Genomic DNA, 26,447 nt, shown 5'->3' with positions numbered 1-26,447 from the left:
TCCCGGTCGCCCCCGCGAGGCGCGGACGGCGCGGACGAGGTCGACGCGATCCGTCAGCCCCGGCGGCGGAAAGCCTTCCGGATGAAGTGCACGATCAGCCAGATCACCAGGATCACGATGGCGATGATCACCACGATGATCACGATCAGGAAGATGCCGAGCTTCTTGAAGAAGCCCATCTTCTTCTTCGGCTTGGCCTGGGAGGTGAAGGAGGTCTGGTGCGTGACGTGGTGGCTGCCGATGTGCCGCAGCTTCATGGTGGCGGCGGGGGCCGCCTCGGTCCGCACGGCGGCGGTGTCGGCGGCGGCCGCCCGCGCGCCCGGCGCGGCCTGCGCGGCGGCCACGACGGCGGGACGGGCCGCGCCGGCGTCGGCCAGACCGGCGGCGGCCGCCGGACCGGCCGCGGCGGCCAACAGGCCGAACAGCAGCGCCAGCAGGACCGCCGGACGGCGGCGCGCGACGGCCCGACGGGCCGGTGCCGGCCGCGAACCGGACTGCCGGCGCGCGGAGTTCATGAATGTGGATCGCATGGGTCGCTTTTCCCCTTGTACGGTGCGTTCAGCCATTATGGGCGGGCGTGGGAACTCCGGCGGACGTCTCGACCTCCAGCAGGGAGGCGCTCTGCCGCTCCTCGTCGAAGGCCGCGCGGCCGCCCCGCAGTCCGAACAGCCGCTTGGCGAGGGCGATGTAGAGGACCGCGAGGATGTTCACGACCAGGGTGGCGATCTTGAGCCAGCTGACCTTCTCGGTGAGCTCGTAGATCTCCAGCGGCAGGAACGCGGCGGTCGCGACCACCGTCAGATACTCCGCCCAGCGCTTGGCCCGCCACAGGCCGACGCCCTCGACGATCTCGATCAGCGCGTACACCAGCAGCGCCCCGGCCACCAGCATCAGGGTGGAGTGCCGGTACCCGAAGGTCTTGCGGATGGTGTCGACGACTGGCGAGTGGTCCAGGTCGTAGTGGAAGTGGACGGCCACCGGGCGGACCACGTCCAGGTTCTTGTCGAAGAACTGGCGGACCGCGTCCTGGCTGTTGCTGAACTGCCACACCGCGATCGCCGCCAGCACGATGAAGACACCGCGCACCGCCCGCTCCACGGCCAGGAACCGCAGCAGGAACAGGTCCCGAAGGACCTTGCCGCGCGGGACCAGCGGGGCGTCGGCCGCCGGGCCGGAGCCGTGCGGCTCGCCGAGCACGAAGTCGCCGCAGCGCAGACAGCGCCAGGCCGTGCCGTGGGCCGTGCCGGCGTGCAGTTTCGCCCGGAGGTGCTCCTCGTGCGGAAGGTAGGTGACGTGCCCGCGCCGCGCGCAGGTGCGCCGGTTCCAGTCGATTTTCATCGTTGGAGCCCTGTTTTCCTCTCGTCGTCCCGCGCGGGCCGCTCCGCCACGGCGGTCGGCCGCCGCGGCGCGGACCCACGCTCCGTGCCGGCCGATTGTCGCGTACATGCGGGAGCGGTCGGCGGACGGGGATGCCTTACGAGGAGAGGGACGAGAACAAGGACCGCGAGGTTGCCGGAGGACGGCGGCGACCGGTGGCGCGCGCCCGGCGTACGGGGCGCGGCGGCGCAAAACGGCGGAATTGGACGAGAGAGGCGGGCCAGGGGGTTGACCCGCCTCCCCCGATGAGAACCGGGCCTCGATGCCCACGGCGCGCGGTCAGGGGGAGCACGCGGCGCGGACCCCGCAGTGAGGCCCTGTTCCGGGGCCCTGCGGATTCCTGCCAGATCCGCCCGGGCCTCGTGCCTCCATCCTGCCGCCCGTGGGCCGCCCAACAGCCGGGCGAAGGGCCCTCCTTGACGGGCCTTTGGTCCATAAGTCCGGTGTGAAGGACAGGGCCGTACGGGCCGCGACACCTCCCCGCTCGAACACCTGTGGTTACACTCGCCCGACCGCACCGGGAGCCGGGGCGGCCGCCGGGGCCCCGGGCCCGGGGATGCCGCACGGACACAGGGAACCTGCCGCAGGGGGAGACGGAACTGATGGCGACAGCGAAGAAAGTCGCGTTGTACGCGATCGTCGTCTTCGTGCTCTGGACGATCATCGCCACCCCCAAGCGGGCCGCCGGGCTCGTCCAGATAGGGTTCGAGGGCATCTCGACCGCCGCGCAGAGCGTCGGCGAGTTCATGACCCAGCTGATCAGCTAGGTTCCAGTCGGCCCACCGGACCGGCTGGGCATCGTCCCGCCGCACGGAGGCCGCCGTGATCCGCCACCTGGTCCTGTTCAAGCTCAACGACGGCGTCTCGCGCGACGAGGAGCGGGTGCAGGCCGGCGTCCGCGCCTTCGCCTCGCTGGAGAAGGAGATCCCGGAGCTGACGTTCTGGGAGTGCGCCTGGAACATCACCGACCGCCCGATCGCCTACGACTTCGCGGTCAACTCCGCCGTCGCCGACACCGACGCCCTCCAGCGGTACCTGGAGCACCCGGCCCACCAGGCGGCTGCCGCCCAGTGGCGCGAATTCGCCACCTGGGTGATCGCCGACTACGAGGTCTGAGGCCGGCGCCGCCCGCGCCCCCGCATCCGTTCGAAGCCCCCCACCACGCAGGCGGGGGGCTCCGCCATGCGCCCGCGCCCCCCGTCACGCCCCCTCCCGCACAGGCCCCGTACGCCGCCAACTCTCTCTTCAACACGGCGTTATGAGGTGCTTGCACACAGTGCACATGTCTTGTGATGCTATGACCGCTTTTGCCGGATACATGCGATACGCGAAACATGCTGCGACAAATGCACTGTGAAGGGTGGCGTGACCGTGACGGCCCGTACTGCGCCCAAGGCTCCTGCCCGCGAGAGCCGTAGCGCGGACACCCGGGCGCTGACGCAGGTGCTCTTCGCCGAGCTGGCGGGCCTGGAACCCGGAACCCCCGAGCACTCCCGCGTCCGTGCCGCACTGATCGAGGCCAACCTCCCGCTGGTCCGCTACGCGGCCGCCCGCTTCCGCAGCCGCAACGAGCCGATGGAGGACGTGATCCAGGTCGGCACCATCGGCCTGATCAACGCCATCGACCGGTTCGACCCGGAGCGCGGCGTCCAGTTCCCCACCTTCGCCATGCCCACCGTCGTCGGCGAGATCAAGCGCTACTTCCGGGACAACGTCCGCACCGTCCACGTCCCGCGCCGCCTCCACGAGCTGTGGGTGCAGGTCAACGGCGCCACCGAGGACCTCACGGTGCTGCACGGCCGCTCCCCCACCACCGCGGAGATCGCCGAGCGGCTGAAGATCGGCGAGGACGAGGTGCTGGCCTGCCTGGAGGCCGGCCGCTCATATCACGCCACTTCTCTGGAGGCCGCGCAGGAAGGCGACGGCCTCCCCGGCCTGCTGGACCGCCTCGGCTACGAGGACCCCGAGCTGGCCGGCGTCGAGCACCGGGACCTCGTCCGGCACCTGCTCGTCCAGCTCCCGGAGCGCGAGCAACGCATCCTTCTGCTCCGTTACTACAGCAATCTGACGCAGTCCCAGATCAGTGCGGAGCTCGGGGTTTCGCAGATGCACGTGTCGCGGCTACTGTCGCGGAGCTTCGCCCGGCTGCGATCCGCAAACAGGATCGACGCCTAACCAGCACGGGCGACCCGTTCCTGCACGGATATGTCGACAAGGCGCTACAGCGCGTTGCCGACATGTGACATTCTGCAGGAACCGCGTTTGCCGTGGTGCTGCCTCCGGTATTCAGGTGGAGGTATACCTCCTCGGTCCGCCCTGGGCCGGGGACGCCGCAGCGACCCGTCCGCGACCTCAAGGGGGTGGCATGTCCGTAGAACTGGGCAGCTCGAAGGTGCTTCCCGCGATTCCCGCGCCGGCACCACACGTGCATGACGACGTCGACGCCATCAACACCCGCTCGCTCTCCCGGTCCCTGTTCCTGCGGCTCGCCACGCTCGACAAGGACTCCACGGAGCGCGCGTACGTGCGCGACACGCTCATCGAACTCAACCTCCCGCTCGTGCGGTACGCCGCCGCGCGCTTCCGCAGCCGCAACGAGCCGATGGAGGACATCGTCCAGGTCGGCACCATCGGCCTGATCAAGGCCATCGACCGTTTCGACTGCGAACGCGGGGTGGAATTCCCGACGTTCGCGATGCCGACGGTGGTCGGCGAGATCAAGCGGTTCTTCCGCGACACGTCCTGGTCCGTGCGCGTCCCGCGCCGCCTCCAGGAGCTCCGGCTGGCCCTCACCAAGGCCAGCGACGAGCTCTCCCAGAAGCTCGACCGCTCCCCGACGGTGCCCGAACTCGCCCTGTGCCTCGGGGTGTCGGAGGAGGACGTCGTCGACGGCCTGGCGGTGGGCAACGCCTACACCGCCTCCTCGCTGGACTCCCCCTCCCCGGAGGACGACGGCGGTGAGGGCTCCCTGGCGGACCGCCTCGGCTACGAGGACAGTGCGCTGGAGGGCGTGGAGTACCGGGAGTCCCTCAAGCCGCTACTGGCCAAACTCCCGCCCAGGGAGCGCCAGATCATCATGCTCCGGTTCTTCGCCAACATGACGCAGTCCCAGATCGGCGAGGAGGTCGGCATCTCCCAGATGCACGTCTCCCGGCTGCTCACCCGCACGCTGGCACAACTCCGGGAAGGGCTGATCTCGGACTGAGGAACGGTCCGCCGAGGGGCAGCCGTTCCGGGTCGCTCGGCGGACACCAAGGAGAAGGCACCGCACTGCCGCGGTTCGGCCGACTCCGCCCCACCCGCACCACCGTGAACCCTCGTCCGGCCACCGGCCGGCCCGCGCTCCGCGCACCACCCTTCACACTTGACGCTCCGTCAGCAACACTGGCCCCCGGCTACCGCTGGAGGTGCTCCACGATGCGACGGACGACGACTGCGCTCTCCGCTTCGGCGGCCGTACTCTGCCTGGGCGTTCTCCTCACCGGCTGCGGCGACGCATCCCGATCGGGCTATGCCGCGGTGGGCGCGGCAGGCCCCTCCGACGGCACCGCACCGACCAGGTCCGCGACCCCACCGGGCGGCGTCGAACTGAGCCCCCTGGACGGCGAGAGCAACGGCCGTCCCGGCTCCTCCGACCGCTCCGGCCACTCCGGCCCGCCCGCCACGGGCCCTTCCACGGGCACGACGGCCAGCGCCCCCTCCGACTCCGGCGCCCCGCCGCACTCGTCCGCCCGGCCCGGCTCGTCCGGCTCGTCCGGCACGTCCACAGGGCCCTTCACGGGACACGACGGCGGCACACCGGGCACCAACGGCCCCTCCGCGCCCGGCGGTTCCCCCGGGCCGCGCCCGGGCGGCGGGCCCACGCCCGAGCCGCCGTACCCCACCCTCCCCGCCGGTCCGCACGCCCCCGCCGGCCTGGTGGTGGGCAAGCCCGTCCTCGCCGACACCGACGTCCGCTGGTGCCAGCGGATCACCATCGATTTCCTGAGCACCGGGGACCACCCGGTCACCGCCGGCACCGTCACCTTCGGCACCCATGTCATCGGCGCCCTCGGAATCGACTGGGCGACGCTGGACTCCACTCACCCGCTCCCGCTGCCCCTGACCCCCGGCAAGCCCACCACCGGCCGCTGGCGCGTGTGCGTGGACGCCTGGCGGGTGCCGCTGGGCATGCACCTGGAAACCCGCGACGTGACCTTCAAGTGGGAATGACAGCACGGTAGTTAGCGGCGATTTCAGGCCAGATGCGGTGACCGGCGGTGCCGATTACCGCTCGCCGCTCGCCGGCCGCACGGCCTTCCCACCCGAATGGCGATGATTCCGCGACCGCGCGACGGTCGATACAGAAAGTCGACACGGAGATCCGACACGGAGAGCCGGTGACGAGAACGGCCGGGCCGCCCGCTGGGACCGGCCGCCGCCACGGCCGACCACGACCGACCGGGTATCCGACCGACCGGGTATCCGACCGACCGGGTATCCGACCCTGCCACCAGGAGCGCGCCATGCCGAAGATCACCCCCAACCTCTGGTTCGACACCCGGAGCGTGGAGGCCGCCGAGTTCTACTGCTCGGTCTTCCCCAACTCGAAGATCCGGAACATCACGCACTACACCGAGGCCGGTCCGCGCCCGGCCGGCACCGTGCTGACCGTCGAGTTCGAGCTGGACGGCCAGGAGTTCGTCGCGATCAACGGCGGTCCGCAGTTCACCTTCGACGAGGCGATCTCGCTCGCCGTCACCTGCGCCGACCAGGCGGAGATCGACCACTACTGGGCCAGGCTCTCCGAGGGCGGCGAGGAGGGCCCGTGCGGCTGGCTCAAGGACAGGTTCGGCCTGTCCTGGCAGGTCGTCCCGGAGGGGATGGCCGACCTCCTCCAGGACGCCGACCGGGCCCGCGCGACTCGTGCGATGCAGGCCGTGCTGGGGATGAAGAAGCTGGACCTGGCGGCTCTGCGGGCCGCTGCCGACGGGACGCCGTAGAGCCGGACGTCCGGCGCGCGTCGCCCCGCCGCCGGAAGCGGGGCGGGGGCGACGACGCGCGTGGCCGTGCGCGGCCGCACGCAGTCGAGTGCGGCCGTGTGCCGTCGGCTGCGCGCAGGGGCGGCTGACGCACAGTCAGCCGAAGGCCGCCGGACGGCAGGCGTCCGGCGGGCGGGGGATCGTCGGGCGCCCGGGAGGCGCGGCCGGCTCCGCCCCCAGGCGGCTCGTCAGCCCAGGGCCAGCCAGGCGGCGCCGGCGACGACCACGAGAGCGACTATCACGCCGACGATCAGGCCGACGCGCGGGCCGCTCGACGCCGGCTGGGGCGCGGGGGCGCGGCCGGCGCCCTGCGGGGTGCCGCGCTCGTCGACGAAGGCTTGGAACATCTGCGTGCTGCCCGCCGGGTCGTAGTTGCCCTCGGCCTGGTTCTGCGGGTTGGTCGCCATGGGGAAGGACCCTAGCGAACCCCGGGCCGGGTGGCATCCCTGGGGCGCGTATCCTCCGCGGGCGTGCGCGGGCGCGCGGCGAATCGGCCCGTCCGCGGTGCCTACGGAGTGCCGATGCGCTGGTCACGGAGCGCAGGCGCGGCATCAACGGGCTGCGGCGTGACACGTACATGGCGTGAAGGCCGGGGCGGGCACGAGGGGTAGGGCGGCACAAAGGCCGCACGCCCGCGGCATCCCCTTCGTCGCGCCGCCCAATTACCGCATTGACCAGCATCTTTACGCGACAAGGCGGCATTGATGAATTAACCATGACCCAGGCTTTGCTGTTTCCATACCATGGGTACTTCCAAATCGTTTGCCTTCAGCAACCAACTTTGCCTATGGTTGCCCCAAGCAACAAAACAACCGCACAGGTTGCGCAGGTGAAGAGGCGTGGAGGAGTCGGTGGCCGCTCACAGTCAGTACGAAGAGCTGGCCCGGCAACTCAGCGCCATCGGGGCCGTCAAGCGGGAGATGGGGCGGATCCTGCCCCAGGACTGCCCGCCGGCGTCGGCCGGGGTGCTCACGCTCCTCGACCGGCACGGCGAGATGCGGATGAGCCAGCTGGCCGAGCTGCTCGCGATCGACATGTCGGTGACCAGCCGGCACGTCGCACACGTCGCCGAGCGCGGCTGGATCGAGCGCCTGCCCGATCCGGTGGACAAGCGGTCGCGGCTGCTGCGGCTGACCCCGAGCGGCCGGGAGCTCCTGGCGGAACTCGCCGACTGCTACACCCGGACGCTCGCCCGGTACTTGGACGACTGGACCGACACCGACGTCGGGCGCCTCATCGAGCTGCTCGCCAGGCTCCGCACGAGCTTCGGCGACTGCCGCATCCGGGCACCTCACGACTCCCCCGCCACCACCCGCACCCCCGCAGCCGGTTGAGAAGCGAAGCAAAGGAAGTAAGGAACCACATGGCTACGACCTCACCAGCAGGTGTGCGGGGCGGGCATGCCAAGCATGGGGGCGGCCACGGCGCATCCCATGACGGCCCTATGACACACCGTCAGATCATGGAGGCGCTGTCCGGGCTGCTGCTCGGCATGTTCGTCGCCATCCTGTCGTCGACGATCGTCTCCAACGCGCTGCCGCACATCATCCACGACCTGCACGGCGGCCAGAGCGCGTACACCTGGGTCGTCACCGCGGCGCTGCTGGCGATGACCGCGACCACGCCGCTGTGGGGCAAGCTCTCCGACCTCTTCAGCAAGAAGGCGCTCGTCCAGATCGCGCTGGTCATCTACGTCGGCGGCTCGGTCGTCGCCGGTCTGTCGCAGAACACCGGCATGCTGATCGCCTGCCGTGTGGTGCAGGGCATCGGCGTCGGCGGTCTGTCCGCGCTGGCCCAGATCGTCATGGCCGCGATGATCTCCCCGCGGGAGCGCGGGCGTTACAGCGGATACCTGGGCGCGACCTTCGCGGTCGCGACCGTCGGCGGACCGCTGCTCGGCGGCGTCATCACCGACACCAGCTGGCTCGGCTGGCGCTGGTGCTTCTACGTCGGTGTGCCGTTCGCGGTCATCGCGCTGATCGTGCTCCAGAAGACGCTGAAGCTGCCGGTGGTCAAGCGCCAGGGCGTCAAGGTCGACTGGGCCGGTTCGTTCTTCATCGCCGCCGCGGTCACCCTGCTGCTGGTGTGGGTCACGCTGGCCGGCAAGAACTACGACTGGATCTCCTGGCAGACCTTCGCCATGGTCGGCGGCGCGGTGCTGCTCGCGATCGTCTTCGTGATCGTGGAGACCAAGGCCGCGGAGCCGCTGATCCCGTTGCGGCTGTTCCGCAACAAGACGATCACCCTGGCCACCATCGCCTCGTTGTTCGTCGGCGTCGGGATGTACAGCGGCACGGTCTTCTTCTCGCAGTACTTCCAGCTGGCCGAGGGCAAGACCCCGACGATGTCCGGCGTCATGACCATCCCGATGGTCACGGGCCTGTTCCTCTCCTCGATGGTCTCCGGCCAGATCATCACCCGCACCGGGCGCTGGAAGGTCTTCCTCGTCAGCGGTGGTGTGCTGCTCACCGCGGGCCTCGGTCTGCTGGGCACGCTGCGCACGGACACCCCGTACTGGCACGCCGCCATCTACATGGCGCTGATGGGCCTGGGCCTCGGCATGATGATGCAGAACCTGGTCCTGGCGACCCAGAACCAGGTGGCGCCGCAGGACATCGGATCCGCCAGCTCGCTGGTCACCTTCTTCCGTACCCTCGGTGGTGCGGTGGGCGTCTCGGCGCTCGGCGCGGCGCTCGCCAACCGCGTCACGCACTACGTGACCGACGGTCTGACGGCCCTCGGTCCGAAGGCCGCCGCGGCGGCGAGCCACGGCGGCAGCAGCGACGGCATTCCCGACCTGTCGGCGCTGCCGGCCCCGATCCGGTCGATCATGGAGGACGCGTACGGGCACGGCGTCGGTGATGTCTTCCTCTACGCGGCTCCGTTCGCCCTTCTCGCCCTGATCATCACCCTGTTCATCAAGGAGGTCGCCTTGCGCAGCAAGTCCGGTTCGGAGCGCGCCCTCGCCGGAGACGGCGACGGCGCAGCGTCCCAGGCCCCCGCGGCCGTCCCGGCCCCGGCGTCCGCCGCTCCGGTCGAGGAGCGCGAACCCGCCCTGGTCGGTGCCGCCCCCTCCATATCCGACGACGACCTCCACACCCCCTCCTGGGCCAAGGCGGCCCCGGCGGCCCAGCCCCTGGCGGCGTACGCGTCGGCCGGCGGCGGGGACGCCACCCCGACCGGTTCCGCGGTCCAGGGCTTCGTCCGCAACGCCGACGGCCGCCCGGTGGCCCGCTCCGCCGTCACGCTGATCTCGCTCAGCGGCCGGCAGTTGGGCCGCTCGGTCGCCCAGGCCAACGGCTCGTACGCGCTGCAGGCCCCCGGTGCCGGCTCCTACGTCCTGATCGCGGCGGCCGACGGCCACCAGCCGCAGGCGTCCACGGTCGTCGTCGGCGACCAGCCGCTCGGCTACGACATCCTGCTCAGCGGGACCAGCGGCCTGACCGGCCAGGTCCGCAGCGCGGTGACCGGTGCGCCGGTGGGCGGCGCGATGGTCGTCGTCACCGACGTCCGCGGCGAGGTGCTGGCCACCGGCCTCACCGACCCGGAGGGCGCCTTCTCCTTCGCCGAACTGGCCCCCGGCGCCTACACCGTCGCGGTCAACGCGGCCGACTACCGGCCCACCGCCCAGCCCGTCGAGATCGGCGGCCAGGGCACCACCCGGACCGAGATCGAGCTGCGCTCCGGCGCCCGGGTGCAGGGGGTCGTCCGGGCCGGGGCCGACCGCGCCCCGCTGGCCGACGCCCGGGTCACCCTGGTCGACGCGGCGGGCAACGTGGTGGCCACCTCCACCACCGGTACGGACGGCGCCTACGCCTTCACCGACCTGGACGCCGGCGACTACACGGTCATCGCGAGCGGCTACCCGCCGGTCGCGGCCGGCCTGGCCATCGACGCCACCGGCGTGGACGGCTACGACGTCCAGCTCGCCCACCCCGGGGACTGAGCCGGACGGAAGACCCCGGGTCGGGGCGCGCGTCGAGCGGAGACGCGCCCCGACCCGGCCCCGGACTCCGGCGGCGGCGCTGCGCACAGGCAGGGGACGGCCTGCAGACCGCCGCCGGAGTCCGACACCTCCGCCGGCCGGCCGGGGAACGGCAGTCGCCGGGGCCGGACCGGGCGCAACCGGGCCCGCGCGGCCCGACGGACCACACGCTCACACGGACACACGCACGGACAGGCACGGCACCCACCCCCACCACCACACGGGCGGGCGCCGGCACTGAACGGGAGAGGCACGTAAATGACTTCGACGGGCGCGGGAGCTGCGGGAGTACGGGCGCAGGTCCGCACGCGGGACGGCTGGGCGGTTCAGCACGCCGTGCTGACCGTCACCGACATGACGGGCGCGCAGGTGCTGCGCGCGTCCGCCGACGAGGACGGCGCGGTGCGCAGCGCGGAGCCGCTGCCCGCCGGCCCCTACACGGTCATCGTGACCGCCGTCGGCTACGCACCGGTCGCCGCCAGCGCGATCGTCACGGCCAGCGGCCGGATGGACGTCGGCAGCATCGTGCTGGCCCGCCAGGGCGGTGTGGAGCTCCCGCCGCCCGGCCCGTGGACCATCGACCCCATGCACTCCACGGTGGCGGCGGTCGCCCAGCACCTGGGCATCTCCAGCGTGCACGGCCGTTTCACCGAGTTCAGCGGCCGGATCGAGATCTCCGAGGACATCGAGAAGTCCCGTGTCGAGGCGGTCATCAAGGCCGCGTCGATCGACACCGGCAACGGCATGCGCGACGGCCACCTGCGCAACGAGGACTTCCTCAACGTCGACGTCTACCCGCAGATCACCTACCGCAGCACCGGTCTCGCCCCGGCCGGCCCGGACCGCTGGACGGTGCACGGCGACCTCTCGCTGCACGGCGTGGTCCGCCCGGTCGACCTCGACCTCAGCTACCTCGGCACCGGCCCGGACCCGTGGGGCGGGGTGCGCGCCGCGTTCCGCGCCACCGCCGAACTGCGCCGCGAGGACTTCAAGATGAACTACAACCAGGTCGTGGCCGCCGGCATCGCGGCCATCGGCACCACCCTCAAGGTCGAACTCGACGTCCAGGCCGTCCAGGGCGACAGCCTGCCCATGGCCTGAGCGGCCGTCCGACGGCCCGACCGGCCCTCCGGCATACGGCCCTGTGCGTGTCCGTGCGCATGACCGCGCGAAGGGGCGGGCCCGGCGACCTCGTGCGCCGGTGCCCGCCCCTTTCCGCTGCCCGGGGCCGCCCCGGCACCGTCTACGGCTGCAGGACCTCGCGCCCTTCCGGGGCGGTGGCCGCGCTCTCCCAGACCGTCAGGAAGGCCAGCCGCAGACACGCCGCGAGAGCCGGGTGCTCGATGACCAGCGCGGTGGTGGAGTCGGCGCCGGCCACCGGGTCCGGCATGTCGCACAGCACCAACGACGCGTCGGCGATGACGAGTTTGAGCGGCAGGTCCGCGGTGAAGCGGGCCTCCTCGCCGGCCGCCGCGAAGCTGCGGACGTTGGCGAGCATGCCGGCGTCCTCCAGGGCGCCGGAGCTGTAGATGGCGCGGACGGTGCCGCCGGCCCGGTGCAGCCGGCGGGCGGCCTCGACGCCCTCGGCGTTCTCGGCCGGGGCGACGAACGGCGGTTTGCAGAAGCTCAGCAGCTCCCGGCGGGCCTGCCGCTGGATGTCGGCGAACCGCTCGGCGATGGCCGTCGGGTCGCGCAGGATCTCCACGTAGTCGAGCGGATCGTTGTGCCGGCGCCCGTCCGCCCACAGCGGCTGGAGGGCCGTGGCCAGGGTGCCGGAGGCGCGCTCCAGCCGTTCCAGGGACTCGCGTTGCAGCGACACCAGCCGGGCGACGGCGAGTTCGGGCGCGACGGCCGAGTACGTCGCCACCCGGCCGGGATGCGCGTGGGCGAGCCGGCGCCGTACGAGCGCGTCCAGTACGTCGTAGACGCGCTGGCGCGGCACGTCCGCCTCGCGCGCGACCTCGGCGGCGGTGTACGACTCCCGCCTGATCAGGGCGAGATAGACCCGCGCCTCGTACCGCGCGAGTCCCAGCGCGACGAGATTGCCGACCGCGTCCTCTTCCAACTCCATGAGGCAAGAAGGTAGCGGGCCGCGGGGGTGGACGGAGCGGTGCCCGGAGGGCCACTGTGCGGGGAGCAGAACAAGGCTTTGCCGTAACCCGGTGTCCATTTGACGGAGCGTTCACTACTTTCAAAGAGTCACCACTGACCGGGGTGGCACTCGTCGAGTGCACGTGCGCGACGCATCACCGCCAGTCCCGCGGAGTCCACGGGGGGCCGGACGTCTTGCCCGTGACATTGCATGTCCGCCCTGCGGGGCAGAGTCGCCCCGCACTCGGCGGGCTGTCATGTCCTTGACATGACGCCCGGGCCGCGCAACTCCGCGCTCCGCTCCCGGAACACCCGGCACCACCCGGCACCACTGCATCACCCGGCACCACGGCACCCCCACATCCACCCCCCACCCCACACCCGACGCTCGCGGCACGCCGGCGCCGGCAATCCCCCTCTCCCCCCCCACGGAGGTCACTCCCTTGTCTTCCCTGCGCAAGAGCACCGTGGACGACCAAAGAGCAGACCGCACCCGAGGGTTGGCACGCCGCGGCGTCCCGGCCCTGCTCTCGGCGGCCACGCTGGTCATCGGCGGCCTGATCGCCGCCGTCCCGGCGGGCGCCGCCCCGGCTCCGGCTCCGGCGGCCGCCCCCCACACGTCCGGCTCCGCCGCCGTCCCCACCCACCGCCTGTGCGCCGAGCCGGCCGAGCCCGGCTACATGGCCTGCAACGCCGTGGCCCGTACGGACGTCAAGCAGAGCCTGGCCCTCGGCCCCCACATCAAGCCGTCCGGCCTCGGCCCCGCGGACCTTCAGGGCGCCTACAAGCTGCCCAAGACCGGCGGCTCCGGCCAGACCGTGGCGATCGTCGACGCCAACGACGACCCCAACGCCGAGAAGGACCTGGCCACCTACCGCTCCCAGTACGGCCTTCCCGAGTGCACCACCGCCAACGGCTGCTTCAAGAAGGTCGACCAGAACGGCGGCACCAAGTACCCGGCGCCGGACTCCGGTTGGGCCGGTGAGATATCGCTCGACGTCGACATGGTCAGCGCCGCCTGCCCGCAGTGCCACATCCTGCTGGTCGAGGCGAACAGCGCCAACATGGACGACCTGGGCGCGGCGGTGAACCGCGCGGTCACCATGGGCGCCAAGTACGTCTCCAACAGCTACGGCGGCTCCGAGGAGTCGGCCGACACCACCTCGGACGCGAAGTACTTCAAGCACCCGGGCGTGGCGATCACCGTCAGCTCCGGTGACAGCGGCTACGGCGTCGAGTACCCGGCGGCGTCCCAGTACGTCACCGCGGTCGGCGGCACCTCGCTCAAGAAGGACAGCAGCACGCGCGGCTGGAGCGAGTCGGTCTGGGGCACCAAGGCGGGCGGCGAGGGCGCCGGCTCCGGCTGCTCCCAGTACGACGCCAAGCCGTCCTGGCAGAAGGACAGCGGCTGCGCCAAGCGCGCCGTGGCGGACGTCGCCGCGGTCGCCGACCCGGCCACCGGCCTCGCGGTCTACGACAGCTACCAGGCCAGCGGCTGGAACGTCTACGGCGGCACCAGCGCCTCGTCCCCGTTCATCGCCGGCGTGTACGCCCTCGCGGGCGCCCCGGGTTCGTCCGACACCCCGGCCTCGTACCCGTACGCCCACGCCTCCGCGCTGAACGACGTCACCAGCGGCGCCAACGGCTCCTGCTCGCCCTCGTACCTCTGCACCGCGGGCAAGGGCTACGACGGCCCGACCGGCCTCGGCACCCCGAACGGCACCGCGGCCTTCAAGAAGTAACCACCCGACGGGCACCCGCCCACCCGGACCGTCGCAGCCCGGCAACCACCCCACGGAGCCGCCCTGCGACACCCACCGACAGGCCCGGACCGTCTCCCGACGGTCCGGGCCTGTTGGCGTTCCCTCCCAACGGGCCGTCGGCGAACGGCCCGTAGAGTCTGGAGGATGAGGGATGCGGAGAGCGGTGGGGCGGGCGGGCGTCGGGCCGGTGTCGGGGTCGGTGTGGCGTCGGTGTCGTGTCTGGTGGCGGTCGGGGGGTTGCTGGCCCTGGCCTGGCGGCTCGGGTGGTGGACGCCCGCGGACGGGAGCGGGCGGCTGACGGCCAGGGCACTGGTGGCGGGGGCCGTGTTCCTGCCGGTCGGGCTCGTGACGCTCTTCGCGTGGCTCAGGCAGCGTCGGTGAGGCGTCGGCTCCCGCCACCGGTGCGGGACGGTCAGTGCTTGTGGTCGGCCGAGGTCTTGTACGGGGCCGCGGCCTGTTTGGCGGCGGCGAGCAGGGCGGGCTTCAACTTGGGCCAGAAGTAGCTGTCCTGGCAGGAGAAGGCGGGCGTGAAGCCGTCGCAGTTGCGGCCGTCGACGTCGCCTATCTCGATGGTGAGGCTGGCCAGGCCCAGCTTGTCGTAGGTCCAGTCGTCGGTGCCGCCGGACGCGTCGTAGAGGATCTCGCCGGCCTGTCCGGACTGGTAGCCGGTGAGCTTGCCGAGCCGTCCGGCCAGGGCGCGCAGTGCGGCGTCGTTGCCGGTGTGGAGGGTGTGGTCGGCCTCCCAGGGGAGCAGGACCATGCTGGCGTCGCTGTGGAGGCTGATCATCAGGCCCTTGGCGGTGTCCGGCGCGGGGTCGCTGTCCCCGGTGCCCTTGCGCACGGCCGGGTACAGCTTGCGGAACAGGCCCTCCAGCGCGGTGTTCTCCGGTTCGGAGTCGGCGGCGGGGCCGAGGTAGATCTCGCTGCACGGCTGTTTGGAGGTGCCCAGGCCGCCCCAGTGGGTGCCCGCGTTGCGGTTGAGGTCGACGCCGGTCTGGCCGTCCCCGCCGCAGCCGCCGCCCTGGGAGTCGTCGGCGTTCTTGCGCTGGAGGATGGGGTTGTCGCCGCCCTGGGCGACGATGTCCACGCCGTCCGGGTTGGTGATCGGGACGACCCACATCTCGGTGGAGTCCATCAGGGCGGTGATCTGGGGGTCCTTGCCGTAGTCCTTGGTGAGGGTGTCGATCCAGCGCCAGGAGACCTCGCCCGTGGTGAGCTCCCGCGCGTGGATCTGGCTCATCAGGAAGAAGCGCGGCTTGGGCGCCTTCGGGTCGAGTTGGCAGTCGCCCTGCTTCATCTTGGTGAGGCAGATGGCCTTGAGGTCGTGGCCGCCGCGCCCCTTCTGCTTGAGCCAGGACTGCCCGTAGGTGACGACCTTGGCCATGTCCGGGTGCTGGGCGGCGATTTGGTCGAGGTGTGCGTAGTGCGCGTCCACGGTGTGGTAGCCGCCGTCGTAGGTGTCGTCGACGCCGCCGGTCGCGCGGGCCGGACGCGGCGTGTGGGGCAGCGGCTTGAGCATCGTCTCGTCGACCGTGGGGGCGAAGCCGAGCCGGCGCAGTCCGGCCGCGGTCGACGGGTCGCCCATGACGAAGAGGTCGTTCCCCTGGCGGCGCTCGATCAGGTCGTAGCCGGCGGAGATCAACTTCTGTGCGTCGCCGCGGTCGTGGGTGGGAACGCGGTAGACGACGACGGTGTGCCCGTCGGACCCGGTGACGCTGCGCTGCGTATGGGCGAGGGCCGGTGGGGAGAGCGGGGAGAGGGCCGTGAGCGCCGCGACGGTCGCCGCCGCAGCCGTGGCCAGAAGGGTTTTCCGGGGCATGGCATGGCCTTCCGTGGGGGGTGGCGGCACCGGCCTGCGCACGGAGGCGGGCGGCACGCGCCTCGTCCGCGGCGGCTGCCGGGAACGGGGGCCATGCGGCACGCCGGGCGCGTCGGCCGCTGCCATGGAGCCAATCGGAGGCATAGTGCCATGCCCATGCCATGCCGGGAAGGGGAGTTTCCGGGCATGTTGAGGGTGAAGCCGGCCGGGCGGCAAGGGAGTTCGGGGCGGCGCGGCCGCGTTCCCGCCTCGACACGGGGCCGTTCACCGCCGCCTCCCAGGCGGCACCGCCTTGCGCCACCCGCCCCGCGAGCGGGTCGCACGTGTGAGCGACATATGCCGGTGGGCTTCGCCATCCGTTCACTCCCCAGGGGCACGGACGAGGCTGGCTGGACCACCTGAACTGCGGGATCCGGCGATGCCTGCTCTCGTGGAACGCAGTGATCACGACTGCCCCAGGAGAGCCATGCAACGCCCCACGCCGTCCACCGCGCCCCCCGACAAGAGACCCACCCGGTTCCGGACCGCATCACCGTCCTCCCGGCGCCGTCGCCTCTGTCTGGGCTTGACCTGTGCCTTCATGCTGAGCGGCGCGCTGGTCGCGGCCGGGGCGCCGTCGCACGCCCCCACCCGGCGCGCGGCCGGTTTCCCCGTCCGCGTCAGCGCCTACGTGGCCAACAGCGGTGGGGAGATCGCCTCGGTCTACGACACCCGGTTGGAGCACAAGTTCGGCGCGGTCCAGGTGGGCTACGGCCCGATCGGGGTGGGGGCGTCCCCGGACGGCGAGCGGGTCTACGTCGCCAACGGGCGCTCCGACACCGTCTCCTGCGTCAACACCGGCCCCCGGCTGGTCACGGCCACCGTGCGGGTGGGGCGCCGGCCCTTCGCGGCGGTGCCGAGCCGCAACGGCCGCCGGGTGCTGGTGGCCAACTTCGGCTCGGACACCGTCACCGTCCTGAGCGCGCCCGACTGCCGTGTGATGGCCACCGTGCCGGTGGGCCCGCTGCCGCACAGCATCACCACCATCCCGGACGGGCGGGCCTATGTGACCGACAACGGCGCCGGCTGTGTGACCGTACTCGACCCGAGCTCCCGCGCGATCCGGCGGATCCGGGTCGGGGACTTCCCCAGCGGCATCAGCTCGCCGCCCTCCGGCCGCCTGGTCTACGTCTCCAACACCGGCTCCGGCACGATCTCCGTCATCGACACCCGAAACGACACCGTGGTGGGCCGTCTGCCGGGCGGCCGGGCGCCGCTGGGCAGCGCCGTCAGCCCCGACGGCCGGCTCCTCTACGTCGCCGACTCGGCCCGGGACTGCCTGCTGATCATCGACATCGGCGGGCACCGGATCATCGGCCACGTCCACGTCGGCGTCCAGCCGCAGGGCGTCGCGGTGACCCCCGACGGCCGACGGGTGTGGGTGACCAACGAGCAGTCCGACACCGTGTCGGTCATCGACCCCTACGCCCGGCGGGTGCGCGCCACCCTGCCGACCGGACACGAACCCGAGGGCATCGCCATCACCCCGCGCTGAGCCGGCGGCCTCCCCTCACCACAGTGCCGTTCCCACCGGGCAGGGTGGGAACGTTCTCCGCGAATCCCCGCACATGCGTACAACGCTGCGCGCAAGCGTGACAGTGACCCGAACGGCCGGTGCCGGCCCACTCGTTGCCACACACTGGTGCCCACGGCCCCGGTCCGGCCAGGGAGCCCTGGGTCGGTGCAGATCGACAGGCCACGCCGACCGCATGTCCCGGCGGACGCCCCGGCAGACGACCCGGTCCACGTCACGTTTCGACCGCCACGGGAGATCCGGAGATCTCATGCGCATCCAGTCCCTCGCCACGGCACTCGGTCCCCTGGCCGCCGCGGGCGCCCTCGTCCTGGCCGCCGTCGTCCCCGCGGCCGCCGAAACGGGCGCCGCCTCCGCCCCTCCGGCCCGCGCCGTCGCGGACTGCCCCCTGGGCTCCGTCTGCTTCTGGTCGCAGCCCGACTTCACCGGCGACATGCGAACCGCGCAGTACCGGCAACACGACTGCGAGACGGTGCCGTTCGGTACCGCCCGGTCAATCGTCAACAACAGCGACGAGACCCTGACGTTCTTCGCGGAGGCCCGCTGCAAGGTCCCCGTCGGGGGCCTGGAACCGGGCGGCAGGGTCCACTCGGTCTCGGTCTCCAGCTGGCAGTGAGAAAGGAATGGGGAGGCGGGACGTCCGCGTCCCCGGCCCCGTCGTCCCTACGGGCGGGTCAGTCGGCCCCGTGGTGCTCCCGGTCCTGGCGTGCCCGCATCGCGTCGATGCCCGCGATCTGCAGGTCGAGGGCGAAGCAGAAGTCGCGGTCGAGCATGTCGAGCGCGCTGGCGTCGGGCTTGGCGTAGCTGGCGCGCGCGGAGAGCTCCATCGTCTCGGCGAAGTCGGGGCGGTCCGAGATCGCGGCGACGACCTGGGCGAAGTAGTCGTCGATGCTGAGGCCGGCGGCGCGGCAGCGGGCCTCGTGCAGGCTGCGGATGGTCGAGAAGCCGTAGACGAAGTGGAAGAGGGAGGCCAGGGCGCCGGAGGTGCGGTCCGGGTCCAGGCCGCTGCGGGCCATCACCCGCAACGTGGCGTTGGAGAACGCCGTGGAGTGCGGGCCGATGTTGAGGAACTCGCCGAGCAGGCGGGGCGCCCAGGAGTGGCGCAGCAGGGCGTCGCGGTAGGTGGTGGCCAGGCCGCGGAGCTGGTCGCGCCAGTCGGCGGCGGGGTCGGACTCGTCGGGCAGCGCCAGCTCGCCGGCTACCGCGTCCACGGCGAGTTCGAGCAGGTCGTCCTTGGTGTCGACGTACCAGTAGAGGGACATGGCGGTGACGCCGAGTTCGGCGGCGAGGCGGCGCATGGAGAACTTGGCCAGACCCTCGGCGTCGAGCAGCCGGACGGTACTGGCGACGATCCTGTCCAGGCCGAGCCCGGCGGGCTGTTCCGCCTTTCTCCGGAGCGGGGGCCGGTCGGCCAGCCAGACGCTGTGCGGCTGCGGCTTGGCGTTCCCGTTCGTCGCTGCTGCCATGGCGCCCTTCCTCGGGTCGTGCGGGGTGCGGGGCCCGCGGCCGTGTCCCTCGGGACGGCCGCCGGTCCGGACGGGACGGGCGGAACCGTCCCGTCCGGCAACGATGCTATTCGGCCGGGGCGGGGGCCGGGTTGGGGCCCGCGGGCTCGGTGGGCGCGACGGCTCCCTCCGCCTGGTCCGGCCCCTGGGGCGTGCCACCCGCACCGTCGGCCTCGGTCCCGGCGCGTTCCGCCCGGCGCAGCAGGACCGCGGCGAGCAGTCCGCCGAGGAAGACGGCCGCCGCACCGACCAGCTGGCTGGTGCCGATGCCGGCCGCGAAGGCGTCGTGGACGGCGGTGCGCTGCTCGGCCGTGTGCGTACGGCCCAGGGCCGCGGAGAGCGAGCCGGCGCCCGCGGCGACCATCGGGAGCAGCGCGGCGAAGCGGGAGTTGAGGACCGCGCCGAGCACCGCGACGCCCAGGCCCTGGCCGAACTCCATCAGGGTGCCGTTGACGCCGGCGCCGACCCCGGCCTTGGCGGGCGGGATCGCGGACATGATGGCGTTGGCCATCGTCGGCATCGCGATCGACACCCCGACGCCCATGACGATCAGGCCGAACAGCATCCCGCCGTAGCTGTGGCCGCCGAGCAGCGAGATCGCCGCCAGGCCGCCGGCCAGCAGGGTCATCCCGGAGACGATCATGCCGGGGGTGCCGAACCGCGGCATCAGACGGGCGCCCAGCCCGGTGAAGTTGAGCACCACGACGGTGAGCGCGAGCGGCGCCATCCGCAGACCGGCGTCCAACGGGCCGTAGCCGAGCACCAGTTGGATGTGCTGGGTGAGCAGGAACATCGAGCCGCCCAGTCCGAAGGCGACCAGGATGCCGCCGGAGACCGCGCCGATGAACCGGCGGTTGCGGAAGAAGTGCATGTCCAGCATGGGGTACGGGATCCGCAGCTCCCACAGGGCGAAGAGCGCCAGGCCGACGACGCCGACCGCGGCCGAGAGCAGCACCCGCTGCGACAGCCAGCCGTCCACCGGGCCGGAGATGATCGCGAAGACCACCCCGACCATGCCGACCATCGACAGCAGGGCGCCCAGCACGTCCGGCCGGTCGCCGCCGCGGCTCTTGGACTCGGGAACGAGGGCGAGCACGGCCACCAGGGCGATCCCCGCGACCGGGAGGTTGACCAGGAACAGCGAGCCCCACCAGAAGTGGTCGAGCAGCGTGCCGCCGATCAGCGGCCCGGCGGCGAAGCCCAGGGAGTTCACCGAGCTCCAGATGCCGATCGCCTTGGGGCGCTCCTCGTCGTCGAAGATCTGCATCACGACGGCGAGGGTGGTGGTCACCAGCAGCGCGCCGCCGATGCCCATGCCGGCGCGGGCGCCGATCAGTTGGCCGGGCGACTGGGCGAGGGTGGCGCCGAGCGACGCGACTCCGAACAGCGCCAGGCCGACGGCGAGCATCTTCTTGCGGCCGTAGCGGTCGGCGGAGTTGCCGGCTATCAGCAGCAGCCCGGACTGGACCAGGGAATAGGCGTTGAGCATCCACTGGACGTCGGCGGTGGTCGCGCCCAGTTCCTCGGTGAGGGAGGGGACGGCGACGTTGAGCACGGTGTTGTCGAGGACGACGGTGAGTTGCGCGATGCAGATGACGGCCAGGATCAGCCAGCGGGTGGCCGGCCGGCCCGGTGGCCGGAGGCTGGTGGCTTGGGCGTCGGGGGCCACGGTGGGCATACGAGCTCCCTGTACGGTGCGAGCGGAGACGTACACCGTACAGGGGGCGTTATACGCTGTAAATTTGATTTGTTTGCGAGGCGGGCGCGCCCCCCTTCGCTATCCGTCTTGCTGCCCCTTTCGTCGGGTCAGGTCGTAGAAGGTGGCGCCGCCGACGGTGACCTTCTTGAAGTTCTTCTCGATCCAGGCGCTGATCTGGGAGGCGGGGCCCTGCTTTCCGAAGCCGCCGCCGAAGCCGCCGCCGGGGGCCGTCCGACCGGCCGCGCCGCCCTGGGTGGCGCGGGCGCCGCGGAAGCCGCCGCCGTCCCGCCCGCCGGCGATGAAATAGTGGATTCTCCCCGCCGCCACATAGCGCTGGAACTGGGCGAGGGTCGGCGACGGGTCGCTGCCGTTGAAGCCGCCGATCGCCATCACCGGCTTCTGGGTGGCCAGTTGGTAGCTCGCGGCGTTCTGGGAGCCGACGGCCGCGGCGGCCCAGGTGTACCTGTCGGCGTTCCGCTCCACCAGGCGCTCGGCCGCGGGGCTCACCGAGGCGCCGTCGAGCAGGCCGCCCATGCCGCCGGCGCCACGCATCCGGGCGGCGCGCTCGGCGGCGCCGGGGAAGCCCTGTCCGCCGGGGAGGCCCTGGGCTCCCGCACGCCGGCCGCCGGCGCCGCCCGGCATGCCGCCCTTGTTTCCGCCCCGCCCGAACATCCACTTCTGGCCGCCACCGCCGGGGAAGCCGCGGCCGCCCTGGACCGCGGGGCCTGCGACGATGATCGAGCCGCCCTTGGCGGTGTTGATGGTGTCCAGGGTGTACGCGAGCGGTCCGGCCAGCGCGGTGGCCACACCGAGCCCCGCCGCCACACCGGCCACGACACCGGCCCGCCGCCGCGCCGGCCCCGCGACCCGCTCCGGCTCCCGGCCGTCCCGCGCGCCCGCCCCTGCCGACAGCAGAAGTCCCAGCGCCGCCAGCAGGCCGAGCACCAGCACCGTCCACCGCAGCCACGGCAGCCACTGCGGCGACCGGTCCAGCAGCACGTACGACCAGACGGCCGTCACCGCGACGACCACGGCCGGCACGATCCGCGCGAGCCGTCCGCCGCGCCGCCACACCAGCACCGACCCCATACCGACCAGCGCCGCGATGTACGGGGACAGCGCGATGTTGTAGTACTGGTGGAAGATCCCGGACATGAAGCTGAAGATCGTGAACGTCATCAGCAGCGCGCCGCCCCACACCAGGAACTCCGCACGCTGGGCCGCCTGTTCGGCCGCCACCGCGCGCCGCGCCCGCCACAGCACGCACACCGCCACCACCAGCAGGATCAGTGCGGCGGGCAGCAGCCAGGAGATCTGACCGCCCATGTCCGAGGAGAACAGCCGGGTCAGGCCGGTCTGGCCCCAGCCACCGCCGCGGCCACCGGCGCCGCCGCCGTGACCGCCGCCGACGCTGCCGCGCTCGTTGCCGTCGATCCGCCCGAAGCCGTTGTAGCCGAAGGTCAGCTCAAGGAAGCTGTTGGTCTGCGAGCCGCCCACGTAGGGGCGCGCCGACGCCGGCAGCAGCTCGACGATCGCCACCCACCAGCCGCCGGTGCCGACGAGTGCCAGCCCGGCCAGCAGCAGCTGCCCCAGCCGCCGGCGCAACCGCACCGGCGCACAGCACGCGTAGACCACAACCGGCGCCGGCAGGATCAGCCACGCCTGCAGGGTCTTGGTGAGAAAGCCCAGCCCGAAGCAGACCCCGGCCAGCACCAGCCACTTCGTCCGGCCCGCCTCCAGGGCGCGCAGCACGCAGGCGACCGCGCAGACCATCAGCAGACACAGCATCGCGTCCGGGTTGTTGAAGCGGAACATCAGCGCGGCGACCGGCGTGATCGCCAGCACCCCCGCCGACAGCAGCCCCGCCGCCGCCCCGAACCGGCGCCGCACCGCCGCGTAGAGCACCCCGACCGTGGTGACACCCATCAGCGCCTCGGGCACCAGGATCGCCCACGAGCTGAGCCCGAAGAGCCGCACCGAGAGCGCCATCGGCCAGAGCGAGGCCGGCGGTTTGTCCACGGTGATGGAGTTGGCCGCGTCCGAGGAGCCGAAGAAGAACGCCTTCCAGCTGACGCTGCCGGCCTGCACGGCGGCCGAGTAGAACTGGTTGGCGTACTTCGACGCGGACAGGTCCCAGAGGTAGAGCACCAAGGTGACCGCCAGCAGCGCGCACAGCGCCGGCCGTGCCCACCGCGGGTCCTCCGGGTGCCCCGACACGATCCGCTGCACGAGGCCGCGCCGCGCCGGCGACTCTTCGGGGCCGGACCGCCCCGTACTCTCCGCTGCCCTGTCGGGGGCCATTCCTTGCTCCTGGGGGGGTTGTCGGATCGGGGGGTCGGGGGGTTTGCGGTCGGCGGCTCACCGAGCGCTCCTGCTGAGGTCGTCACAGTCGTGCGGGCCGCGGGGGCCGTTCGCGTCGTACGCGTCCCGCCCCGCCCCCGGCTGCTGCTCGTCGTGCGCGCGCCGCTCGCGCTCCGGGAACACCCAGGCGCGGAAGAGCAGGAAGCGCAGCACCGTGGCCGCGAGGTTGGCGGCCACCAGGACGGTCAGCTCGCTGGTGTGCGAGGGACTGACGGTGGCGGCGTCCAGGGCCGCGAGCGACCCGCTGGTCAGCGCCAGCCCGATGGCGAAGACCACCAGGCCCTGCGCCTGGTGGCGGACCGCCCGCTCCCGCCCGCGCACCCCGAACGTCAGCCGCCGGTTGGCGGACGTGTTGGCGAGCGCCGACACCAACAGGGCACCCGCGTTGGCCACTTGGGGGCCGACCCCCAGCCGGAAGAGGGAGTAGAGGCCGAGGTAGAGCAGCGTGCTCAGCGCCCCGACGACGGCGAACCCGACGACCTGACGGGCCAGCCCGCCCGGCACCCCGGAGAGTTCCCGGTCCCGGGGGTCGTCGCCGAACGGCCGGGCCAGCCGGTCCAGCGGCAGCGCACCGGTCGCCAGCGCCCGGCCCACCCGCCAGACGCCCTTGAGGTCGTCGGTCGCGGTCCGCACGAGGTGCACGGTGCTGTCCGGGTCGTCCACCCAGTCCACCGGCACCTCGTGGATGCGCAGCCCGGCCCGTTCGGCCAGCACCAGCATCTCGGTGTCGAAGAACCACCCGACGTCCTCGATCATCGGCAGCAGCCGGCCCGCGACATCACCGCGGATCGCCTTGAATCCGCACTGCGCGTCGGAGAAGCGCGCGGCCAACGAGCCCCGCAGGATGAGGTTGTAGGTGCGCGAGACGAACTCCCGCTTGGGCCCGCGGACCACCCGCGCGCTCCGGCTGAGCCGGGTCCCGATCGCCAGGTCGGAGTGCCCAGAGATCAGCGGCGCCACCAGCGGCAGCAGCGCGTTGAGGTCGGTGGACAGATCGACGTCCATATAGGCCAGCACCGGCGCATCGGACAGCGACCACACCGTGCGCAGCGCCCGCCCGCGCCCCTTCTGCTCCAGCCGTACGGCGGTGACGTGGTCCATCTGGTCGTCCAGCCGGGCGGCGATCCGGGGTGTGTCGTCGGTGCTCGCGTTGTCCGCGATGGTGATCCGGAACCCGTAGGGGAAGGTGCGGCTCAGGTGGTCGTGCAGCCGGCGCACACAGGGTTCCAGATCCTTCTCCTCGTTGTAGACGGGGATCACCACATCGAGGACGGTCTCGGTCTGGCCGGGACGCAGATGCTCGCGCGGTGGCAGGGAACCCAACGGCGTCCGGGTCGGGGTCGGCGAAGGCGTGGTCATGCCACGACGCTCGCCAATCGCCCTGTCACGGCCGTGTGGTGCGCCTGTGCGCAAGCTGTGAGTCGGGGGTGGGAGGTGCGGCAGGAGGTGATGCGGGTCCCGGCCCGGAGGACGAGGCGCGGGGCGGGTCGGGGTCGGGGTCGGGGGACTAACGGGCCCGCGTGCTGCCGGGCAGCGTCACCGTGAACACCGTCCGCCCCGGCCCGCTCGCCACCGCGACCGTCCCGCCGTGCGCGGCCACCACCGCCTGCACGATGGCCAGCCCCAGCCCCGTACTGCCCCCGCTCCGGCCGCTCCCCGTGGTGCGCGACCGGGATGCGTCGCCCCGCGCGAACCGTTCGAAGACATGCGGCAGCAACCCGGCCGGAACCCCCGGCCCGTCGTCCTCGACCTCCAGCTGGACCGCGTCGCCCGCGCCACTGCCGGCCCCCGCACCCGGGCCGCGCGCCGCGGGCCCCAGGGTCCGCACCCGGGCCGTCACCGTCGTCCCCTCGGGTGTGTGCGTACGCGCGTTGGCCAGCAGGTTGACCAGGATCTGATGCAGCCGGTCGGCGTCCCCGTGCACCAGCGCGGGGTGGTCCGCTTCCGGGAGTTCCAGGCGCCAACGGTGGTCGGGGCCGGCCGCCCGCGCGTCGCTCACCGCGTCCACCACCAGCGGCGAGAGGTCCACCGTGGCGTACGAGAGCGGGCGCCCGGAGTCGAGCCGGGCGAGCAGCAGCAGGTCCTCCACCAGCCCGGTCATCCGCTCCGCCTCGGACTCGATCCGCCCCAGCGCATGCCGGGTCTCCGGGCCGGGCCGCTCCTTGCCGCGGCGGGTCAGCTCGGCGTAGCCCCGTATCGACGCCAGCGGGGTCCGCAGCTCATGACTGGCATCGGCGACGAACCGCCGTACCCGCGTCTCGCTCTCCTGACGCGCCGAGAGCGCCGAACCGACGTGCCCCAGCATGCGGTTGAGCGCCGCCCCGACCTGCCCCACCTCCGTACGTGCATCGGCCTCGGCGGCGGGGACGCGGACGTGCAGGGCGACCTCGCCCTGGTGGAGCGGGAGTTCGGACACCCGGGTCGCGGTCGCGGCGACCCGCCGCAGCGGGCGCAGCGCGATCCCGACCATGGCCGAGCCGGCGATCCCGGCCGCGACCAGCCCGGCGACCGTCACACAGCACTCGATGAGCACCAGCCGCCCGACCGTGTCGTTCACCTCGGTGAGCGGAATCCCCAGCACCAGCGCGCCGTTCTTGGCGTACTGCACGCGGTACGGTCCGAGCCCGGGCACGTCGGTGCTGTGCTGACGACCGTCCCGGGGCACCCCGGCCAGCGCCGCGAGCTGGTCGTCGTCCAACGGGGTCAGCCGGTCCGACGGCAGCCGGCTCGTCGAGTGGTTCATCCGCGCACCGCCCTCGAACGTGCCGTCCGGCCGGACCCGGGCCCCCACCGTCCCCGGCTGCTGACCGGGCAGCGCCACGAACTCCAGCCCCTCGTCCCGCAACGGATCGTGCGGCCGCGGCGCCATCGCCCGCCCGATGCCCTCGCGCAACCGGCCGTCCAACTGCCCTTGCAGATACGCATGCAGCGCAATCGCGGTCACCGTGCTGATCACCGCGGCCACGACGGCGATCAACGCCACCGCCGACACCACGAGCCGCGTCCGCAACGTCCAGCGCCGACGCCGCCGACGCCCGCCACTGCTCCGGGGGCCGGACCTGGCGCCGTCCGCGGCACCGTCGCCGTCGCCGGCACCGTCGGGGCTCACGCCGGCCCCGAGGCCCGCGCCAGGACGGGGACCGGGGCCGTGACCGGGGTCGTGACCGGGACCGGGGTCCGGGTCCGCGCCCGGACCGACACGGTCACCGGCACTGCCGCCGAAGCCCGACCCGGCACGCACAGCCTCCGCCGA

At 72.5% G+C, this 26,447-nt stretch carries 23 protein-coding genes; 13 read left to right on the top strand and 10 right to left on the bottom strand.

The annotated features are described in order from the left end of the window. Positions 1-53: 53 nt before the first annotated feature. Complete coding sequence (locus K2224_RS07375; RefSeq protein WP_221905819.1) at positions 54-530, bottom strand: hypothetical protein; 477 nt, start codon at positions 528-530, stop codon at positions 54-56. Positions 531-558: 28 nt separating this feature from the next. Beyond that, positions 559-1,338, bottom strand: a complete 780-nt coding sequence (locus K2224_RS07370) for a DUF2127 domain-containing protein (protein WP_221905818.1) — start codon at positions 1,336-1,338, stop codon at positions 559-561. 641 nt (positions 1,339-1,979) lie between these two features. Here K2224_RS07370 and K2224_RS07365 point away from each other — a divergent pair. From K2224_RS07365 to K2224_RS07340, 6 genes are all read left to right on the top strand, one after another. Beyond that, positions 1,980-2,144: a hypothetical protein gene (locus K2224_RS07365; protein WP_018536608.1), complete on the top strand. Its 165-nt coding sequence runs from the start codon at positions 1,980-1,982 to the stop codon at positions 2,142-2,144. Between the two features lie 55 nt (positions 2,145-2,199). Further along, the gene (locus tag K2224_RS07360) at positions 2,200-2,493 is read left to right on the top strand and encodes a Dabb family protein (RefSeq protein ID WP_221905817.1); all 294 of its coding nucleotides are present in this window, start codon (positions 2,200-2,202) and stop codon (positions 2,491-2,493) included. 249 nt (positions 2,494-2,742) lie between these two features. Next, a complete protein-coding gene (locus tag K2224_RS07355) occupies positions 2,743-3,552 on the top strand; it encodes an RNA polymerase sigma factor SigF (RefSeq protein ID WP_067348793.1) in 810 nt (269 codons plus the stop codon). A 190-nt stretch (positions 3,553-3,742) separates the two neighbouring features. Beyond that, entirely contained in the window at positions 3,743-4,582 is an 840-nt protein-coding gene (locus K2224_RS07350; protein ID WP_026246999.1) for an RNA polymerase sigma factor SigF, read from the top strand. 212 nt (positions 4,583-4,794) lie between these two features. Next, positions 4,795-5,589, top strand: coding sequence for a hypothetical protein (locus tag K2224_RS07345; RefSeq protein ID WP_221905816.1), 795 nt, complete (start codon positions 4,795-4,797; stop codon positions 5,587-5,589). A gap of 293 nt (positions 5,590-5,882) precedes the next feature. Then, the gene (locus K2224_RS07340) at positions 5,883-6,359 is read left to right on the top strand and encodes a VOC family protein (RefSeq protein ID WP_221905815.1); all 477 of its coding nucleotides are present in this window, start codon (positions 5,883-5,885) and stop codon (positions 6,357-6,359) included. A 227-nt stretch (positions 6,360-6,586) separates the two neighbouring features. On the opposite strand, the gene K2224_RS07335 is transcribed toward K2224_RS07340, so the two are convergent. Then, a complete protein-coding gene (locus K2224_RS07335; protein WP_221905814.1) occupies positions 6,587-6,805 on the bottom strand; it encodes a hypothetical protein in 219 nt (72 codons plus the stop codon). A 444-nt stretch (positions 6,806-7,249) separates the two neighbouring features. Between K2224_RS07335 and K2224_RS07330 the strand changes: the two genes are divergently transcribed. From K2224_RS07330 to K2224_RS07320, 3 genes are all read left to right on the top strand, one after another. Beyond that, a complete protein-coding gene (locus K2224_RS07330; RefSeq protein WP_221905813.1) occupies positions 7,250-7,732 on the top strand; it encodes a MarR family winged helix-turn-helix transcriptional regulator in 483 nt (160 codons plus the stop codon). Positions 7,733-7,761: 29 nt separating this feature from the next. After that, positions 7,762-10,344: an MFS transporter gene (locus tag K2224_RS07325; RefSeq protein ID WP_221905812.1), complete on the top strand. Its 2,583-nt coding sequence runs from the start codon at positions 7,762-7,764 to the stop codon at positions 10,342-10,344. Between the two features lie 297 nt (positions 10,345-10,641). Beyond that, positions 10,642-11,484, top strand: a complete 843-nt coding sequence (locus K2224_RS07320; protein WP_221905811.1) for a YceI family protein — start codon at positions 10,642-10,644, stop codon at positions 11,482-11,484. Positions 11,485-11,626: 142 nt separating this feature from the next. Here the strand turns inward: K2224_RS07320 and K2224_RS07315 are convergent, their stop codons facing one another. After that, on the bottom strand, positions 11,627-12,454 hold the full coding sequence (locus tag K2224_RS07315; RefSeq protein WP_221905810.1) for a TrmB family transcriptional regulator: 828 nt from the start codon (positions 12,452-12,454) through the stop codon (positions 11,627-11,629). Positions 12,455-12,974: 520 nt separating this feature from the next. Between K2224_RS07315 and K2224_RS07310 the strand changes: the two genes are divergently transcribed. Together K2224_RS07310 and K2224_RS07305 are read left to right on the top strand one after the other, a co-directional pair. Continuing rightward, positions 12,975-14,216 carry a S53 family peptidase gene (locus K2224_RS07310; protein WP_221909479.1) on the top strand — a complete coding sequence of 414 codons (1,242 nt, stop codon included), beginning with the start codon at positions 12,975-12,977 and terminating at the stop codon, positions 14,214-14,216. A 165-nt stretch (positions 14,217-14,381) separates the two neighbouring features. Then, entirely contained in the window at positions 14,382-14,618 is a 237-nt protein-coding gene (locus K2224_RS07305; protein ID WP_221905809.1) for a hypothetical protein, read from the top strand. Positions 14,619-14,649: 31 nt separating this feature from the next. Here K2224_RS07305 and K2224_RS07300 read toward each other — a convergent pair whose 3' ends face one another. Continuing rightward, positions 14,650-16,056, bottom strand: a complete 1,407-nt coding sequence (locus K2224_RS07300) for a M14 family zinc carboxypeptidase (RefSeq protein ID WP_221905808.1) — start codon at positions 16,054-16,056, stop codon at positions 14,650-14,652. A 580-nt stretch (positions 16,057-16,636) separates the two neighbouring features. On the opposite strand from K2224_RS07300, the gene K2224_RS07295 reads away from it, so the two are divergent. Further along, positions 16,637-17,590: a YncE family protein gene (locus tag K2224_RS07295; RefSeq protein WP_260692369.1), complete on the top strand. Its 954-nt coding sequence runs from the start codon at positions 16,637-16,639 to the stop codon at positions 17,588-17,590. A gap of 289 nt (positions 17,591-17,879) precedes the next feature. After that, positions 17,880-18,245 (top strand): peptidase inhibitor family I36 protein, encoded by a 366-nt coding sequence (locus tag K2224_RS07290; protein ID WP_221905806.1) that lies wholly within the window; start codon positions 17,880-17,882, stop codon positions 18,243-18,245. A gap of 58 nt (positions 18,246-18,303) precedes the next feature. Here the strand turns inward: K2224_RS07290 and K2224_RS07285 are convergent, their stop codons facing one another. The 5 genes from K2224_RS07285 to K2224_RS07265 all read right to left on the bottom strand — a co-directional run bounded on the left by K2224_RS07285 (position 18,304) and on the right by K2224_RS07265 (position 26,204). Next, complete coding sequence (locus tag K2224_RS07285; RefSeq protein ID WP_221905805.1) at positions 18,304-19,095, bottom strand: TetR/AcrR family transcriptional regulator; 792 nt, start codon at positions 19,093-19,095, stop codon at positions 18,304-18,306. 106 nt (positions 19,096-19,201) lie between these two features. After that, entirely contained in the window at positions 19,202-20,812 is a 1,611-nt protein-coding gene (locus K2224_RS07280) for an MFS transporter (RefSeq protein WP_221905804.1), read from the bottom strand. 99 nt (positions 20,813-20,911) lie between these two features. After that, positions 20,912-23,134, bottom strand: coding sequence for a glycosyltransferase family 39 protein (locus K2224_RS07275; protein WP_221905803.1), 2,223 nt, complete (start codon positions 23,132-23,134; stop codon positions 20,912-20,914). A gap of 57 nt (positions 23,135-23,191) precedes the next feature. Beyond that, positions 23,192-24,553: a bifunctional glycosyltransferase family 2/GtrA family protein gene (locus tag K2224_RS07270; RefSeq protein WP_260692368.1), complete on the bottom strand. Its 1,362-nt coding sequence runs from the start codon at positions 24,551-24,553 to the stop codon at positions 23,192-23,194. 148 nt (positions 24,554-24,701) lie between these two features. Continuing rightward, on the bottom strand, positions 24,702-26,204 hold the full coding sequence (locus tag K2224_RS07265; RefSeq protein ID WP_260693420.1) for a cell wall metabolism sensor histidine kinase WalK: 1,503 nt from the start codon (positions 26,202-26,204) through the stop codon (positions 24,702-24,704). Positions 26,205-26,447: the final 243 nt, after the last annotated feature.

Source organism: Streptomyces sp. BHT-5-2 (genome assembly GCF_019774615.1).
Lineage (GTDB): Bacteria > Actinomycetota > Actinomycetes > Streptomycetales > Streptomycetaceae > Streptomyces.
The sequence above is the reverse complement of the archived record's forward strand: the minus strand, read 5'-3'. Positions and strand labels throughout refer to the sequence as shown.

Coding starts and splice junctions, on each gene's coding strand:
- K2224_RS07375 (WP_221905819.1), bottom strand. CDS start 530: ATGCGATCCACATTCATGAACTCCGCGCGCCGGCAGTCCGGTTCGCGG.
- K2224_RS07370 (WP_221905818.1), bottom strand. CDS start 1,338: ATGAAAATCGACTGGAACCGGCGCACCTGCGCGCGGCGCGGGCACGTC.
- K2224_RS07365 (WP_018536608.1), top strand. CDS start 1,980: ATGGCGACAGCGAAGAAAGTCGCGTTGTACGCGATCGTCGTCTTCGTG.
- K2224_RS07350 (WP_026246999.1), top strand. CDS start 3,743: ATGTCCGTAGAACTGGGCAGCTCGAAGGTGCTTCCCGCGATTCCCGCG.
- K2224_RS07345 (WP_221905816.1), top strand. CDS start 4,795: ATGCGACGGACGACGACTGCGCTCTCCGCTTCGGCGGCCGTACTCTGC.
- K2224_RS07340 (WP_221905815.1), top strand. CDS start 5,883: ATGCCGAAGATCACCCCCAACCTCTGGTTCGACACCCGGAGCGTGGAG.
- K2224_RS07335 (WP_221905814.1), bottom strand. CDS start 6,805: ATGGCGACCAACCCGCAGAACCAGGCCGAGGGCAACTACGACCCGGCG.
- K2224_RS07325 (WP_221905812.1), top strand. CDS start 7,762: ATGGCTACGACCTCACCAGCAGGTGTGCGGGGCGGGCATGCCAAGCAT.
- K2224_RS07320 (WP_221905811.1), top strand. CDS start 10,642: ATGACTTCGACGGGCGCGGGAGCTGCGGGAGTACGGGCGCAGGTCCGC.
- K2224_RS07315 (WP_221905810.1), bottom strand. CDS start 12,454: ATGGAGTTGGAAGAGGACGCGGTCGGCAATCTCGTCGCGCTGGGACTC.
- K2224_RS07305 (WP_221905809.1), top strand. CDS start 14,382: ATGAGGGATGCGGAGAGCGGTGGGGCGGGCGGGCGTCGGGCCGGTGTC.
- K2224_RS07300 (WP_221905808.1), bottom strand. CDS start 16,056: ATGCCCCGGAAAACCCTTCTGGCCACGGCTGCGGCGGCGACCGTCGCG.
- K2224_RS07295 (WP_260692369.1), top strand. CDS start 16,637: ATGCTGAGCGGCGCGCTGGTCGCGGCCGGGGCGCCGTCGCACGCCCCC.
- K2224_RS07290 (WP_221905806.1), top strand. CDS start 17,880: ATGCGCATCCAGTCCCTCGCCACGGCACTCGGTCCCCTGGCCGCCGCG.
- K2224_RS07285 (WP_221905805.1), bottom strand. CDS start 19,095: ATGGCAGCAGCGACGAACGGGAACGCCAAGCCGCAGCCGCACAGCGTC.
- K2224_RS07280 (WP_221905804.1), bottom strand. CDS start 20,812: ATGCCCACCGTGGCCCCCGACGCCCAAGCCACCAGCCTCCGGCCACCG.
- K2224_RS07275 (WP_221905803.1), bottom strand. CDS start 23,134: ATGGCCCCCGACAGGGCAGCGGAGAGTACGGGGCGGTCCGGCCCCGAA.
- K2224_RS07270 (WP_260692368.1), bottom strand. CDS start 24,553: ATGACCACGCCTTCGCCGACCCCGACCCGGACGCCGTTGGGTTCCCTG.